The organism is Parvimonas parva (genome assembly GCF_045866535.1).
GTDB lineage: Bacteria > Bacillota > Clostridia > Tissierellales > Peptoniphilaceae > Parvimonas > Parvimonas parva.
This window is the reverse complement of record NZ_AP038371.1, coordinates 980,555-996,536: the sequence shown is the minus strand read 5'-3', so window position 1 is coordinate 996,536 and position 15,982 is coordinate 980,555. Positions and strand designations below refer to the sequence as shown.

Here is a 15,982-nt window from a genome sequence, read left to right as displayed (position 1 = left end):
TTATGTCTGCTGATAAAAGAGAAAAAAAGCCTAGAATTTTTATAAAGAAAAATAGAGATGAAGACATTTCTGTAAAAGATGAATTCTATGAATATGATAAATTAAAGTCTAAAGAAAAAACTATTGATGAATCTTTTTTTGAAGATTTTAGAAGTGTAGATTTTGAGCAAGTTAAGCATGAAAAAGAAAAAAATTCTTTTGAAGAAGTTAAAAAAGATGTTTTTTCATCTTCTGATATGATTGAGGACGAAGTGATTCAAGATGTTTCAGAAGAAAAAGAAATTTTAAAAGAAATTGAGATTCCAAAAGAAAAAGAAATCTTAAATGAAACAGCCAAATTGGATAAAAAAGAAGAAATTCTTGAGGAAGATGTAATTTACGATATAGTAGATGATTTTGAAGAAGATATAAAACTATATGATAAAACTGAAGAAGATGACGATGATGATGATGATTTTGGCAGTTTAGAAGCTGAAGATGAAAATTCCAATAATGACTCAGATGAAAAAAAATATGATTCTTTATTTGAAACAACTGAAGATACTGTTTTTGATGATAAAAAAGAAGATGAAAATTCAATATTTAATCAATATAGTATAGCAAATGATGAAGATTCATCTGAAGAGGGAAATTACGATTCTTTATTTGACAATTCAGGATATGTTAGTTTTGAAAATAAAAGTTATGAAGAAGATGACGATGATGATTTTGGTAGTTTAGATGATGAGCCGGAATACAATGTTGACTCAGATGAAAAATCTTTTGTAAATGTAAGTCAAAAATCTAATTACTATAATGAACTTAAAGAAACAGATGATGAGTTTGAAGATGAATACGAAGAAGATGAAGATGAATATTATGTAAATAAAAAAGGTAAGAAAAAGAAAAAAAGAGGAGGATTTAGAATCTTCTTTAAATTCCTTTTAGCTTTTTTAGTTGCTTGTTCAGCGATAGCTGTTTATTTTGGATTAACTCATGATTTGTTTAAAATAGATTATATAAATATTACCGGTAATGTTGCTAATGAAAAAGAAATTTTAATTTCAAAAAGTGGCGTTAGTATTGGAGATAATATATTTTTAGCATCTTCAAGTAAAATTGAAAAAAACTTAAAAGAAATTTCAAATATTGAAAGTGTTAAGGTAAGGAAAAATTATCCAAATATAATTGAAATAGAAATAAAAGAAAATTATGTTAGTGCTTATATAAATTCACCAAGTGGATTAACTACTATCGATAATTATGGAAAAGTTAAAGAGGTTGTTACTGATAATTCTAAGGCATCAGGAGTTCAGATAAAAGGAATTTCTGAAACAGGATTAAAAGTTGGAGATGATTTTTCTAAAGATATTACAAAAGTTAAATTTTTATTAGATATTTTAACTAAAGAATATTATTCTGAAATTGTTAGTATAGATTTCACTAATGATAAAGAAATAGTTTTAGAATTTAAAAATTCTTTAAAAGTTACATTTGGAGATTTGAAAGATTATGCTAAAAAAACTCAAGTTATTGGAATTTTAATCAAAAAAATTCAACTTGAAGGAATAAATGCAAAAGAAATTATATTAAATGTTGGAGATAACCCAATAATAGTAAAAAAATAGTAGAATTTTATTGAAAAATTTAGTATAATATTAAATAACTGAAATTTAAAATTAAACAGAAATTAATATAAAAAATACAGGAGGAAATTGAAATGGCATTTGAAATGGAAGTATATGGAAATGATTTAGCCAAAATTAAAGTTTTTGGTATTGGCGGTGGTGGAAATAACGCTATATCAAGAATGAAACAATCAGGCTTAAGGGGTGTTGATTTTGTTGCTATTAATACAGATAGACAAATTTTAAATTCTATTGATATAGAAACAAAAATACAAATTGGAGAAAAATTAACAAGAGGTCTTGGAGCCGGAGCTAATCCTGCTGTTGGAGAAAAAGCAGCTGAAGAAAGTAAAGAAGAAATTATACAATCACTTCAAGGTACTGATATGGTATTTATAACTGCCGGTATGGGTGGTGGAACCGGAACAGGTGCCGCTCCTGTTGTTGCAGGTATTGCAAAAGAAATGGGAATTTTAACTGTTGGTGTTGTTACTAAACCATTTACTTTTGAAGGAAGAAAAAGAGCTGTTCAAGCTGAACAAGGAATTGAGGCTTTAAAAGAAAAAGTTGATACTTTAATTACTATTCCAAATGATAGATTATTACAAATTTCTGAAAAAAGAACAACTATGTTAGAGGCATTTGCTATGGCTGATGAAGTTTTAATGAATGGTATTCAAGGTATTTCAGATTTAATTGCCGTTCCAAATATCATTAACTTAGACTTTGCTGATGTTAAGTCAGTTATGTTAGACCAAGGAATTGCTCATATGGGAATTGGTAGAGCAAGTGGAGATAATAGAGCTATTGAGGCAGCAAAGATGGCTATTAACAGTCCATTACTTGAAACTTCTATTGATGGTGCTAAGGCTGTTCTTCTTAATGTTACTGCTGCTAGTGTTGGTATTTTTGAAGCTCATGAAGCAGCTGAATTGATTAGAGAGGCTATTGATGGAGATGCTAATGTTATCTTCGGTTCAGGAATTGATGAATCATTAGGAGATGATATTAAGATTACTGTTATTGCAACTGGCTTTGATCCACTTGTATCAGGTGGACTAAGAAAACCAACTTCAATTGAAAGCAAATCATCTTCTGCTAAAAAAGATGATGGATTAGATTTAGATATTCCGAGTTTCTTAAGATAATGAAATGTCCTAACTGTGGAGCAGAAACTACTAGAGTTTTAGATTCTAGAAATTCGCAAGATAAAACTTATGTTAAGAGAAGACGTCTTTGTGAAGTTTGTAATTATAAATTTACAACTTATGAAAGAATGCCTGAATTTGTAATTTTTGTATTAAAAAAAGATGGCTCAAGACAAATTTTTTCTCGTAACAAAGTTTTTGCTGGGATAAAAAAATGCTGTGAAAAGAGAAATATTGATGATGAACAGATAGAAGCTGTTATAGATAATATTGAAATGGATATTAGAAAGAATTATAAAAATGAAATTGAATCGACTCAAATAGGAGAATTGGTTTTGAAAAATTTAAAAAATCTTGACGAAGTTTCTTATGTTCGTTTTGCAGCTGTTTATAAAAAGTTCAAGGATGTTAAAGCATTTTTGGAATATTTACAAGAAGAGTTTTAAGGAGTGATTTATTCACTCCTTTTTATATGGTTTTTAATTTATTTTTATTGTAAAATATGTTAAAATAAATATGAGTTTACGATTCTTGTGTAAAAGAATATTTATTTCATCATATTTACCTCTTTAAATTTATCAAAATGGAAATATGTTCAAATAAATATGAGTTTACGATTCTTGTGTAAAAGAATATTTATTTCATCATATTTACCACTTTAAATTTATCAAAATGGAAATATGTTCAAATAATAATGAATGATTATTGTGATTTTAAGATGTTGTCTTATAAATTCATTGGGAGTGTTTTATGAAAAAAAATATTAAGTTTGCGATTATTCTAACGTCAATTATAGAAATTTTTGGTTTGGGAATAATTTTTTATCAGTCAAGTGTTGAGGCGGGAAGAATACAAAAAGAAAGAGATAAATATTATATTGTTGTTGATGTTAATAAAAAAGATGTATTAAAAATTGAAAAAAAATATTTATCTTCTCAAGAATTAAATAAAATAAAAATTATTAAAGCTGGAAATGAAAAGAAATACATAATTGAAGATAAAAAGTTAATGGACGATATTATTTCAAAAGTTGAGTTTGGTAAATTTGTTTCTAATCCAAGTCTTAATATGGGGACAGAGGATTTGAATATTGCTTTTGAGAGCAATAACAATAATGTTAGTATTTCGCTGTCTGCTGAGGATAGAACTGCGATTTTGAAATATAATGAATCTGCATTTTTAGTTACTGTTACTGAAGATTTTTATAATTTTGTTTATGAGTTATATTCTAAAATTTCTTAGAATTGGAGTTTTTTATGAACATAAAAGAATTAATTGAAAAATATGGAGATACAAATGAAAATTGGTTGATTTTAGAATTTTTGCTTAAAAAAAGTTTGATAGAATTAAAACTTGATTTGCAATTTTGTATTGATGATATATATGATAGTTTTTTAGATATAATTGAAAAAAGAAAAGCACATTATCCATTGCAATACATTTTTGGGAAATGGGAATTTTATGGTTTGGAGTTATTTGTTGATGAATCAGCTTTAATTCCAAGATTTGAAACAGAAATTTTAGTTGATGAAATTTTGAATTTGGACTGTAAAAAGGATAAAATTTTGGATATTGGCTGTGGAACGGGGGCTATAAGTCTTTCTTTGGCAAGTAATTTAGAAAATTCCAATATTTACGGAATAGATATAAGTGAAAAAGCTGTAAATCTATCAAATAAAAATAAAGAGAAATTTCATTTGAAAAATGTGAATTTTTTTGAAAGTGATATTTTTTCAAATGTTAAAGAAAAAGATTTTGACATTATAGTTTCAAATCCTCCATACATTGATGAGGCTGAGATGAAAACTTTAGAAAGAGAATTGTCTTTTGAGCCTCAAAATGCTTTATATGGTGGTAAAGACGGATTATTTTTTTACAGAGAAATAATTGGAAATTCTTTAGAATATTTATCTGAAATGGGTGTTTTGGCTTTTGAAATCGGATATAATCAAATGGAAGTTATTTCTGAAATGTTGATTGAAAAAGGATTTAAGATTTTAGTTGCTAAAAAAGATTTTGCAGGTTTCGATAGAATTTTGATAGCTAAGAGAGGATAAAATGGTTTTAATTAGTTTATTTTTGGTTTTCTTTTTTATAGGAGCATATAACTTTGGTGGTGGATATGCTATGATTCCACTAATTATATCTCTTGTTGTAGATAAATATGCTTGGATTGAAATGCCTGATTTTATAAATTTTGTTACAATTTCACAAATAACTCCGGGACCTATAGCGATAAACCTTGCAACTTTTGTTGGTTATAATGTTGGTAATGGTGTTTTAGGTTCATTGATTACAACTTTTGCAGTTGTTCTTCCAAGTTTTATTTTGATAACTTTAATTGTATTTTTTATGAAAAAGTTTAAAGATAATATACATATAAAAAACTTTTTTATAGGCATAAGACCTGTTGTAATCGGTCTTATAGCATCAAGTTGTATTTCAGTTATAGATGCAGATTTTTATACTGTATATTCAATTATAACTTTTGGAATTATTTTTTATTTATCTACTTTTAAAAATTTGCACCCAATAATAGCGATATTTTTGACTGGATTTATTGGAATGTGGTTAGTTTAGGAGTTTATTATGTTGTTTAAATTATTTAAAATATTTTTATATTTAAGCACCCTCACAGTTGGTGGTGGAGCTGCTATGATTCCGGTTATAAATAAAGAAGTTGTTGAAAAACACAAACTTTTAACAGAGGAAGAGTTTTTAGACGCATTAGGTATAGCACAAAGTGTTCCTGGGGTTTTGGGCTGTAATATAAGTGTTATAGTCGGATATAAGATTAGAGGCTTTGCAGGAGCGTTACTTTGCCTATTCTGTTCAATATTGCCTGCATTTTTGTCTATTATTATAATTTCAGTTTTTTTTAAAAGCATGAGTGCGAATTACTATGTTAGCAAATTTTTTGTTGCGGTAAAACCGGCTTTAGTTGGAGTTTTGGCATCGGCAGTTTTTATACTTGGAAGAAAAACAAAGTTAAAAGGAAGTCATTATATAATTAGTGCAATAGTTGTGCTTTTGGTTAGTTATTTTAAAGTGAGTCCATTTATCATTATATTTTTAGGTGGATTCGGTTATGTATTTTATTGTAAGTTTTTAGTGGATAGACATTAAAAAATATGGTAAAATAATATTGTATTTGGAGGGAAAATTATGATTGATGATAGATATGAAGAAGAACAAGAAATTAATATAAAGAAAAAAGACGAAAAAAATTATTTTAAGATTTTTTTAGATTATGCGAAAGTTATAATTTTAGCACTTTTAATAAGTTTTGGAATTAAAACCTTTGTTATTACAAGTACAATTGTAGATGGTAGAAGTATGAATCCAACCGTAAATAATGGAGATAGACTTATGGTTAATAAGCTATTTTTTATGAAAAAAAATATAACTCGTGGGGATATTATTGATTTTTATGTTCCAAGTGCAAAAAAATATTATCTAAAGAGGGTTATAGGAGTTGAAGGAGATACTGTTGAGATAATTAAAGATAGAGTTTATTTGAACGGAGAAATGTTGGAAGAAAATTATGTAAGCACGAATGTTACGACTCCACATAATGAAAATACAAAATGGGTTGTTCCTCAAGGGCATGTTTTTGTTTTGGGGGATAACAGGTCAAATAGTAGAGATGGTAGAGATTTGGGAACTATACCGAGAAGTGATATTGTAGGTAAAATTGTACTTAGATATTATCCGTTTAATAATTTTGGGGGGCTAAAATAATTTATGAAAATAGAGCAGAGTAATATTAGAAATTTTTCGATAATTGCACATATAGATCATGGGAAATCTACACTTGCAGATAGATTGATAGAAAAAACCGGAATGATGACTAAAAGAGAAATGGAAGAACAGGTTTTAGATAGTATGGACCTTGAAAGAGAAAGAGGAATTACCATAAAGCTAAAAGCTGTAAAACTTTTCTACAAGGCTAAAGACGGTGAAACATATATGTTAAATCTTATAGATACTCCAGGACATGTTGACTTTACCTATGAAGTTTCAAGAAGTCTTGCCGCTTGTGAAGGGGCGATTTTGGTTGTCGATGCTACACAAGGTGTTGAGGCACAGACTTTAGGGAATGTTTATTTAGCTTTGGAACAAGACTTAGAGATTTTACCTGTTATAAATAAAATAGATTTACCGTCAGCCAGAATTGACGAAGTAAAGGAAGAAATCGAAGAAATTACAGGCTTTGATACTGACGGAATTCCTCTAGTTTCAGCAAAAGAGGGTCTTAATATAGAGGACGTTTTAGAAGATATTGTAAATAATGTTCCTGCACCAACCGGAGATGAAAATGCACCTCTCAAAGCACTTATTTTTGACTCATATTATGATTCATATAAGGGCGTTGTTTCGTATGTTCGTGTAGTTGAGGGAACTTTAAAAGAGGGAATGACAATTTATATGATGGCAACAAAAGGTAAATTTGAAGTTACTGAAGTTGGTTATACTGCGTCCGGAAATGTTCAAACGGGAGAGCTTAAAGCCGGAGATGTTGGTTATGTAGTTGCGAGTATAAAAAATGTAAAAGATGCAAGGGTTGGGGATACAATCACTGACTTTGAAAATATGACTGAAAGTGCATTACCTGGATATAAAAAAGTTGTTCCTATGGTTTACTGTGGAATTTATCCAGCAGAGGGAGAAGATTTTAACAGTGTAAGAGAGGCATTAGAGAAATTACAAGTAAATGATGCGTCATTATCTTTTGAACCTGAAAGTTCAGTTGCTTTAGGTTTTGGTTTTAGATGTGGTTTCTTAGGGCTTTTACACATGGAGATTATTCAAGAAAGACTTGATAGAGAATTTGATTTGAATATCATCACTACTGCTCCGTCTGTAATTTATAAAGTTGCTAAAAAAACTGGAGAGATTTTAGAAATTCAAAATCCAAGTAATTTACCAAAAGAAACAGAAATAGAATATATGGAAGAGCCAATAGTTGAGGCCAATATTATGACTCCAAAAGATTATGTTGGAACTATTATGGACTTGTGTCAAAATAAGAGAGGAATTTTTGAAAATATGGAATACCTTGACCAACATAGAGTTAGTCTTAGATATATTTTGCCATTGAATGAAGTTATTTATGACTTTTTCGATGCTTTAAAATCAAAGACAAAGGGATATGCATCACTTGACTATGAATTGAAAGGTTATCAACGTTCAGACCTTGCGAAGTTGGATATCTTAATCAATGGAGATTTGGTAGATGCCTTTTCAATAATTGTTCATCGTGAAAAATCTTATGATAGGGCAAGAAATATCGTTGAAAGATTAAAAGATGAAATTCCAAGACACCAATTTGCAGTACCTATCCAAGCGTCAATAGGTTCAAAGGTAATCGCAAGAGAAACTGTAAGAGCATTGAGAAAGGACGTTCTTGCAAAATGTTATGGTGGAGATATTTCAAGAAAGAGAAAATTGCTTGAAAAACAAAAAGAAGGTAAAAAGAAAATGCAACAAATCGGTAGCGTAGAAGTACCGCAACAAGCATTTTTAGCGGTATTAAAATATGACGAAAAATAATATATTATTTTAAATTACAAGCCTATTATTAAATAGGCTTTTTGTTTAATGGGAGAAAAATGAAAAGATTAGGACTATACATTCACATTCCTTTTTGTGATAAAATTTGCAATTATTGTGATTTTACTGCATTTCAAGGAGCAAATTCTAAAATTTTAGAATATGTGAATGCTTTAAAAAAAGAAATTCAGTTAAAAGGAAATAAAAATTTTTTTATTGATTCAATTTTTATCGGAGGAGGAACTCCAAGTTTTATTGATGGAAAATATATTTTTGAAATTTTAGAAGAAGTTAGAGAGAATTTTACAGTTTTAGAAAATATTGAAATTTCGATTGAAACAAATCCAAAGACCTTTGATGAAAAAAAATTGGAATTTTATAAAAAAGCTGGGATAAATAGATTATCCATAGGAGTACAGAGCTTTAACGACAAAATTTTAAAAGAGCTTGGAAGAAATCACAATTCAAAAGAAGTTTTTGAAAGTATTGAATTGGTCAGAAAATTTGATTTTGATATAAATTTAGACTTAATTTTCGGTTATCAAAAGCAAAGTGTAGAAGATATTTTATATGATTTGGAAATGGTAAAAAAGATTAATCCTGAGCATATTTCTTACTATTCTTTGATTATCGAAGAAAAAACTAAATTTAAAGCATTGCAAAATGCAGGGAAATTAAACTTTTTAGATGAAGATATTGAAAGAAAAATGTATCATTTAATAGTTGAGAATTTAGAAAAAATCGGACTTAAACAATATGAAGTTTCAAATTTTTCTAAAGAGCAAAAAGAGTCTGTTCACAATAAAAAATATTGGAATTGTAAAGAATATTTGGGAATGGGAGTATCTTCACATTCATACTTTGAAGATGTGCGATTTTCAAATACTGTAAATCTTTCTAAATATATAAAAGAATTGGGAAATGGAAATATTCCAATAGATTTTTCAGAAAATTTGAATATGGCTACAAAGAAATTTGAATATATTATAATGAATATGCGTTTGAAAGAGGGCTTTTTGATTTCTGATTATAATAAACTTTTTAATGTAAATTTTTTAGAAGAGAATAAAAAAGTTGTTGAAAATGCAATAAAAAATGATGTTGTAGAAATAAAAGAAGATAGAATTTACTTTACAAAAAAAGGCTTTGATATAATGGATAGTTTTTTTGTTGATATTTGTTAGGAGGAATTATGAAAGCTGTACTTTTTGATATGGACGGGGTTTTAATTGATTCGGAAATGTTTTATATGGAAGGAACATTTGACTGGATTACTAAAAGAGGCTTTAAAGGAAAGCTTGAAGATACTTACAAATTAATTGGGACAGATATGAAAGGCACTTACAGTTTGCTTTATGAAATGCTTGAGGGAAGATTGACTATTGAAGAAATTGATGAAGAAAATAAAAAATATTTTTCAGAAAATCCGATTAATTATAAAAAAATTTTAAATTCTTTTGTAAAAGAAATTTTAAGTTTTTTAAAAGAAAATAAAATCAAAACTGCACTTTGCTCATCAAGTCCTAAAAGAACGATAGAAAAAGCATTAAAAGAATGTGAAATCTTTGATTACTTTGATTTCATCATAAGTGGCGATGAAGTAAAAGAAAGTAAACCAAACCCTGACATTTACCTAAAGGCTTGTGAAGTTTTAGAAGTTTCTCAAAGTGATTGTTTTGTTATTGAAGATTCAACAATGGGAATACAATCAGGAAAAAATGCAAATATAAAAGTCATTGCAATAAAAGATAAACGCTTTGGACAAAATCAAACCAAAGCAGATTATGTTTTTGATAATTTAGGAGAAGTTTTAGAGTTTTTAAAAAGCGAAATTTAAAATAAAGTTAGTTTGTTCTAACTTTATTTTTTGTTTTATTTTCTTGTATTTTGTGGGATATTAGAGTATAATTATAATAGTATATTTTATTTTAAAGATGGAGATTTGTGTATATGAATAATATTATTTATTTTGATAATTCTGCGACTACAAGTTTAAACGAAGAAGTTTTTAATTCTATGAAAGAATTTTTGCTTTTAAATTATTCTAATCCTTCTTCTGTTTATGAATTTTCACAAAAGTCTAGGGTTATGATTGAAAAGTCAAGAGAAAATATTGCCAGTTACATAAATGCTAATAAAAATGAATTATTTTTTACTTCAGGGGGTACTGAATCTGATAATTGGGCTCTTGTCGGTGCAACTTTATTTAAAGGTAAAAAGAGTGGACATATAGTTACGACAGCTTTTGAACATTCAGCTGTCTTGGAAAGTGCAAAATTTTTAGAAAAAATGGGCTTTGAAGTTACTTATATTAGTCCTAATGAATTGGGTTTTATATATGTAAATGATGTTGTTGATGCTATAAGAGATGATACGATTTTAGTTTCTGTAATGTATATAAATAATGAAGTTGGAACTATTCAAGATATAAAAGAAATTTGTAGAATGGTTAAAGAAAAAAATCCTAATATTTTATTTCATACTGATGCAGTTCAGGCCTTATCTGAAATTGAAATTGATGTAAAGGATTTGAATGTAGATTTGCTTTCTATTTCAGGCCATAAGATTCATGCACCAAAAGGAATTGGAGCTTTGTATATAAAGTCGGGAATAGATATAGAGAATTTTATTTTTGGAGGTTCTCAAGAACGCTCAAGACGTGCAGGAACGGAAAATGTTGCTGGTATTGTAGGATTTTCAAAAGCAATAGATATTTTAAGAAAAAATAGGGGAGTTAATGTTTCTAAGCGATTGGAGTTAAGAGACTATTTTTTGAAAAAAGTTAAAGAAAATTTTGATTTTGCAAAAATAAATGGTTCACTTGAAAATAGACATTCCGGTAATGTAAATATTTCTTTTGTGGGTATGGATAAAGAAATGTTAATTATGAGTATGGATTTTAAGGGAATTTGTATTTCCAGTGGTTCAGCTTGTAGTAGCGGTTCTGTTGGAAACTCACATGTTTTAGATTCTATGAAATTGCTTGATTCATTAAAGGATAGTGCAGTTAGAGTTAGTTTTGGGGAAAGTAACACATTTGAAGAGATAGATATTTTTATTTCATCTTTGAAGGAATTGTTTAATTAAGGGGTGAATATGTTAGATTTTAATTTGATTTTAAATATAACTATAAAGTTTTTAGTGGCTGTTTTATTAGTTTTTGGTATTTATGTATTCATTAAATTTTCTAATAAAAAATTAGATGAAGATAGTAAAATAAGTTTTAATAAATTAAAAATGTTAAGAATAATATTATACATATTGGCTTTGCTTGGTATGATATTTTTGTTTAAAAGATATTCAATTTTAAGGATAACTTCTATTACTTTTTTAGCATCTGTTGTTATTGCTTATATTTTGAATCCTTTTGTAAAAGTTTTTGAAAGAAAAAATATAAAAAAAGTTTATTCGATAGTAATTGTTTATGTAATAATTGCTACATGCATTTTTGTGTTGGCAATTGGAATTTTTCCAAGTACATTTAAACAATTTAAAAACTTGTTTACGTCCTTACCGGCTTTGGTAAAGAATTTTGTTGAATATAGTGATAGTATTAAAAATAGTTTGTTTACAGATAATTCTGTTATAAATAACTGGATAAGTGGATTAAATGGACAACTTTTAAAAGTTGTAAATATGTTGGTTTCCAGTTCAATTAATTGGATTACAGGATTTGTTGCAGGAATTTCAAGCTTAATAGTTATTGTAATTCAACTTATTTTGATTCCGGTAATAACATTCTATTTATTATTAGCAAAAGATAAAATTTTAGATGCGATAGGAAAAAGAGTTCCGGATAAATATGAGCATTTTTTAGTAAAACTTTGGAAAGAAATAGATGAATCTTTATCTATGTTCGTTAGAGGTAGAATTATAATGGCAATATTTGTTGGTATTGCTACTATGATTTACTTAATGCTTTTCGGAATAGAGTTTTCGTTTGTAATTGGAATTATAACTTGTATAGCTGATATTATTCCATATATCGGACCGTTTTTAGGTTTCGTTCCAGCAGTGTTACTCGCTTTGTTTAAAGGGCCTTTTACAGCCCTTTGGGTTGCTATTTTGTTCTGCTTGGTTCAATGGGTTGAAAATAATATTTTGGGACCTAAGATACTTGGAGATAGTACAGGTATGCACCCGTTGATAGTTTTGATATTATTAATTTTAGGTGGTGGAATGTTTGGAGTTTTAGGTATGATTTTCTCTGTTCCAATAGCTGCCGTTGTAAAGATAATTTACAAACATACAAAACCATACATTAAAAAATATTTGTATAAAGATAAATTTGAAAATTAAGAGGTATATATGAAAAAATTAGGATTAAATGAAATTAGAAAAGAATATTTAGATTTTTTTGAAGAAAAAGGACATTTGCGTTTAAAGAGCTATCCTTTGATTCCAAACAATGATAAGAGTTTATTACTTATAAATGCAGGTATGGCTCCATTAAAAGATTATTTTACCGGAGTTAAGAAGATGAGCAAAAGCAGAGCTACTTCAAGTCAAAAATGTATTAGAACTGCAGATATTGACAATGTTGGAAAAACTCAAAGACATGGAACTTTTTTTGAAATGTTAGGAAATTTCTCTTTTGGAGATTATTTTAAAAGAGAGGCAATAACTTGGGCTTGGGAATTTTTAACAGAAAAGCTTGAAATGGATAAAAATTTATTATCTGTAACAGTTTATGAAGAAGATGATGAGGCTTATGATATTTGGAGAAATGAAGTTGGTCTTCCAGCTGAAAAAATTCAAAAACTTGGTAAAGAAGATAATTTTTGGGAATTAGAAGTTGGTCCTTGTGGTCCTTGTTCTGAAATTATGTATGATAGAGGGAAAAAATATACTAATCCGGACGACAGATTTATGGAAATTTGGAATTTAGTTTTCACTCAATTTAATAAAGACAAAGAAGGAAATTATGAAAGATTAGCTCACCCAAATATTGATACAGGTATGGGTCTTGAAAGACTTACTTTAGTTTTAGAAGAAAAAGATAATATTTTTGAAATTGGTTTAGTTGATACAATAATTAAAAAAATTGAAGAGATTTCAGGTGTTAAATATAAATCAAATGAAATTTCAGATATTTCAATAAGAGTAATTGCTGACCATGCAAGAGCTATGACTTTCTTGATTTATGACGGAGTAATTCCAAGCAATGAACAAAGAGGATATGTGTTAAGAAGACTTATAAGACGTGCTGCAAGACACGGAAAATTATTAGGAATTAAAGATAATTTCTTAATCGATGTTTCAAAAGTTGTTATGGAGGCATACAAGTCAGAATATCCTGAGTTATTAGAAGATAGTGAAAGAATTTTTAAGATATTAAATGCAGAAGAATCAAAATTCCAAGAAACAATAGAACAAGGACTCGGAATTTTAAATTCATATATTGAAGAAGAAAAAGCAAATAATTCTAAAGTTTTAGCAGGAGATAAAGCATTCAAATTATATGATACTTATGGATTCCCATTAGATTTAACAAAAGAAATCTTAGAAGAACAAAAAATGACTGTTGATGAAGATTCCTTTAATCAAAATATGCAAGAACAAAAAGTTAGAGCAAGAGAAGGTAGAAATAATGTCTCAGCCGGTTGGAGTGAAAAAAATACTGATTACTTAAAAGCTTTAGAAACAACTGAATTTTTAGGATATACTGAAAATGTATGTAATGGAAAAGTTATAAAATTATTTAAAGACGAAGTAGAAGTTTCAGCTTTAAATGAAGGAGATAAAGCACTTTTAGTATCTGATAGAACTGTTTTCTATGGTGAAGGTGGAGGACAAGTTGGAGATATTGGTATCATAGAAAATGAAAATTGTAAAATTAAAGTTTTAGATACTAAGAAAAATAAAAACAACGGTATTTTCCATAGTGTTGAAGTTATTTCAGGAAAAGTTAATTTAAATGATGAATTGACTTTTAAAATAGATATAAACAACAGACGTGATATTATGAAAAATCACTCTGCAACTCATCTTTTACACCAAGCTTTGATTGAAGTTTTAGGAAATCATATTAATCAAGCAGGGTCTTTGGTAGATGCGACTAAATTAAGATTTGATATTACACATTTTGAGGCTATAAGTCAAGAAGATTTGAAAAAGGTTGAACAAATTGTAAATGATAAAATTGCATTAAATCTTGAAACAGTTATAAAAGAAATGTCTTTGGAAGAATCTTCAAAAATGGGAGCAATAGGACTTTTTGAAGACAAATATAAAGATGTTGTAAGAGTAGTTTCTTTTGGTGGTTGGTCAATAGAACTTTGTGGTGGAACTCATGTTAAAAATGTTAGTGAAATTCAAATGTTTAAAATAATTTCAGAATCAAGTGTTGCTGCCGGAGTTAGAAGAATAGAGGCTACAACAGGAAGAAATGTTTATGAATATTTAAAGAAAACTGAAAACCAAGTTGAAGAAGTTTCAAACTTATTGAAATGTAAAAAATCAGAACTTGTTAATAAAGTTTCATCTTTAACAGAAGAAATAAAAACTTTAGAAAAAGAATTAAAAGAAATGAAATCTCAAATGACTTTGAGTAGTTTAGATTCATTTATAGCTGATAAAAAAGATATTGAAGGGATTTCTTTTATTGCTAAAAAGGTAGAATTTGAAAATCAAAATGATTTAAGAGATTTAATTGATAAATTAAGAGATAAATTGGGTACAAGTGTAATAGTATTTGCTAATGTATATCAAGAAAAATTAACTTTTACAGTTGGAGTAAGTAAAGATTTGAATGCAAGAAAAATAAATGCAGGAAATATTGTTAAAGAAGTTGCGAAACTTGTTGGTGGTAATGGTGGTGGAAGACCTGATATTGCATCAGCCGGTGGTAAAGACTTAAGTAAAGTTGATTTTGCTTTAGAACAAGCAGAAGAAATTTTAAAAGCTCAATTTTAATAAATAGGAGGGGATTATATGTCAAACGAATTTAACGAAACAATGAGAATTGAGATACCAAGTGAAAAGAAAAGTATTAAGGAAATTATTAAAGTAGTGTATTTGGCACTTGAAACTAAGGGATATAATCCTAAAAGTCAAATCATAGGATATATTCTTTCCGGTGACCCAACTTATATTACTAGCTATAATAATGCTAGAGGATTAATTAGACAAGTTAGCAGAGATGAAATCCTAGAAGAATTTTTAGAAAGTTATATAAAAGATTAAGGACTTCCCGGCAATTTTTGCCGGGGGTCTTATTGCAAATTTAAGAGGTATTTATGAATAGATATATGGCTCTAGATGTTGGCGATAGGACAATAGGTGTTGCAATAAGTGACCCTTTGTTTATTATGGCTAGTGGGCATAGTACGATTTTTAGAGAAAATCTTGAAAAAGATTTAGAGATTTTAAAGGATATAATTGTAAAGGAAAGTATAATTAAAATTGTTGTTGGACTTCCTAAAAATATGAATAATACTGTTGGACCTCAAGGAGAAAAAGTTTTATCTTTTGTGGAAGATTTGAAGATATTTTTAAAAGATAACAACTTTGAAATAGAAATAGTTATGCAAGATGAAAGACTTACAACAGTTAGTGCAGAAAGAATTTTAATAGAAGGAAATATGAGTAGAAAAAATAGAAAAAAAGTAATTGATAAAGTTGCTGCTACATATATTTTACAATCATATTTAGATAGAAAATAGGAGTTATATT

General features: G+C 28.0%; 16 protein-coding genes. All 16 read left to right on the top strand.

The features are described 5' to 3' along the window. The first annotated feature begins 2 nt into the window (after nucleotides 1–2). The 16 genes from ACKTSI_RS04910 to ruvX all read left to right on the top strand — a co-directional run bounded on the left by ACKTSI_RS04910 (nucleotide 3) and on the right by ruvX (nucleotide 15,972). Nucleotides 3–1,607, top strand: coding sequence for a cell division protein FtsQ/DivIB (locus ACKTSI_RS04910; RefSeq protein ID WP_288980206.1), 1,605 nt, complete (start codon nucleotides 3–5; stop codon nucleotides 1,605–1,607). 92 nt (nucleotides 1,608–1,699) lie between these two features. After that, nucleotides 1,700–2,755, top strand: coding sequence for a cell division protein FtsZ (gene ftsZ, locus ACKTSI_RS04905; protein ID WP_068472867.1), 1,056 nt, complete (start codon nucleotides 1,700–1,702; stop codon nucleotides 2,753–2,755). Next, nucleotides 2,755–3,201 (top strand): transcriptional regulator NrdR, encoded by a 447-nt coding sequence (gene nrdR / locus ACKTSI_RS04900; protein ID WP_068472865.1) that lies wholly within the window; start codon nucleotides 2,755–2,757, stop codon nucleotides 3,199–3,201. The genes ftsZ and nrdR overlap by 1 nt, the downstream gene beginning before the upstream one ends. Before the next feature lie 304 nt (nucleotides 3,202–3,505). Next, nucleotides 3,506–3,997, top strand: coding sequence for a hypothetical protein (locus ACKTSI_RS04895; protein WP_288868701.1), 492 nt, complete (start codon nucleotides 3,506–3,508; stop codon nucleotides 3,995–3,997). Nucleotides 3,998–4,011: 14 nt separating this feature from the next. Further along, complete coding sequence (gene prmC / locus ACKTSI_RS04890; RefSeq protein WP_407862607.1) at nucleotides 4,012–4,812, top strand: peptide chain release factor N(5)-glutamine methyltransferase; 801 nt, start codon at nucleotides 4,012–4,014, stop codon at nucleotides 4,810–4,812. 1 nt (nucleotide 4,813) lies between these two features. Continuing rightward, nucleotides 4,814–5,335, top strand: coding sequence for a chromate transporter (locus tag ACKTSI_RS04885; RefSeq protein ID WP_407862606.1), 522 nt, complete (start codon nucleotides 4,814–4,816; stop codon nucleotides 5,333–5,335). Nucleotides 5,336–5,344: 9 nt separating this feature from the next. Further along, the gene (locus ACKTSI_RS04880) at nucleotides 5,345–5,881 is read left to right on the top strand and encodes a chromate transporter (RefSeq protein WP_407862605.1); all 537 of its coding nucleotides are present in this window, start codon (nucleotides 5,345–5,347) and stop codon (nucleotides 5,879–5,881) included. A 39-nt stretch (nucleotides 5,882–5,920) separates the two neighbouring features. Then, nucleotides 5,921–6,496 (top strand): signal peptidase I, encoded by a 576-nt coding sequence (lepB, locus tag ACKTSI_RS04875; RefSeq protein ID WP_288868698.1) that lies wholly within the window; start codon nucleotides 5,921–5,923, stop codon nucleotides 6,494–6,496. A 3-nt stretch (nucleotides 6,497–6,499) separates the two neighbouring features. Continuing rightward, entirely contained in the window at nucleotides 6,500–8,308 is a 1,809-nt protein-coding gene (gene lepA, locus ACKTSI_RS04870; RefSeq protein ID WP_068475195.1) for a translation elongation factor 4, read from the top strand. A 59-nt stretch (nucleotides 8,309–8,367) separates the two neighbouring features. Continuing rightward, the gene (gene hemW, locus ACKTSI_RS04865; RefSeq protein ID WP_288868697.1) at nucleotides 8,368–9,492 is read left to right on the top strand and encodes a radical SAM family heme chaperone HemW; all 1,125 of its coding nucleotides are present in this window, start codon (nucleotides 8,368–8,370) and stop codon (nucleotides 9,490–9,492) included. An 8-nt stretch (nucleotides 9,493–9,500) separates the two neighbouring features. Beyond that, nucleotides 9,501–10,145 carry an HAD family phosphatase gene (locus ACKTSI_RS04860; protein ID WP_288980421.1) on the top strand — a complete coding sequence of 215 codons (645 nt, stop codon included), beginning with the start codon at nucleotides 9,501–9,503 and terminating at the stop codon, nucleotides 10,143–10,145. A gap of 113 nt (nucleotides 10,146–10,258) precedes the next feature. Continuing rightward, nucleotides 10,259–11,395 (top strand): cysteine desulfurase family protein, encoded by a 1,137-nt coding sequence (locus tag ACKTSI_RS04855; RefSeq protein WP_288980423.1) that lies wholly within the window; start codon nucleotides 10,259–10,261, stop codon nucleotides 11,393–11,395. A gap of 9 nt (nucleotides 11,396–11,404) precedes the next feature. Continuing rightward, complete coding sequence (locus ACKTSI_RS04850; protein WP_288980425.1) at nucleotides 11,405–12,607, top strand: AI-2E family transporter; 1,203 nt, start codon at nucleotides 11,405–11,407, stop codon at nucleotides 12,605–12,607. Between the two features lie 9 nt (nucleotides 12,608–12,616). Further along, the gene (gene alaS, locus ACKTSI_RS04845) at nucleotides 12,617–15,223 is read left to right on the top strand and encodes an alanine--tRNA ligase (RefSeq protein ID WP_407862604.1); all 2,607 of its coding nucleotides are present in this window, start codon (nucleotides 12,617–12,619) and stop codon (nucleotides 15,221–15,223) included. Between the two features lie 18 nt (nucleotides 15,224–15,241). Beyond that, complete coding sequence (locus tag ACKTSI_RS04840) at nucleotides 15,242–15,493, top strand: IreB family regulatory phosphoprotein (RefSeq protein ID WP_068475212.1); 252 nt, start codon at nucleotides 15,242–15,244, stop codon at nucleotides 15,491–15,493. A gap of 53 nt (nucleotides 15,494–15,546) precedes the next feature. Beyond that, the gene (gene ruvX, locus ACKTSI_RS04835) at nucleotides 15,547–15,972 is read left to right on the top strand and encodes a Holliday junction resolvase RuvX (RefSeq protein ID WP_068475216.1); all 426 of its coding nucleotides are present in this window, start codon (nucleotides 15,547–15,549) and stop codon (nucleotides 15,970–15,972) included. Nucleotides 15,973–15,982 lie beyond the last annotated feature (10 nt).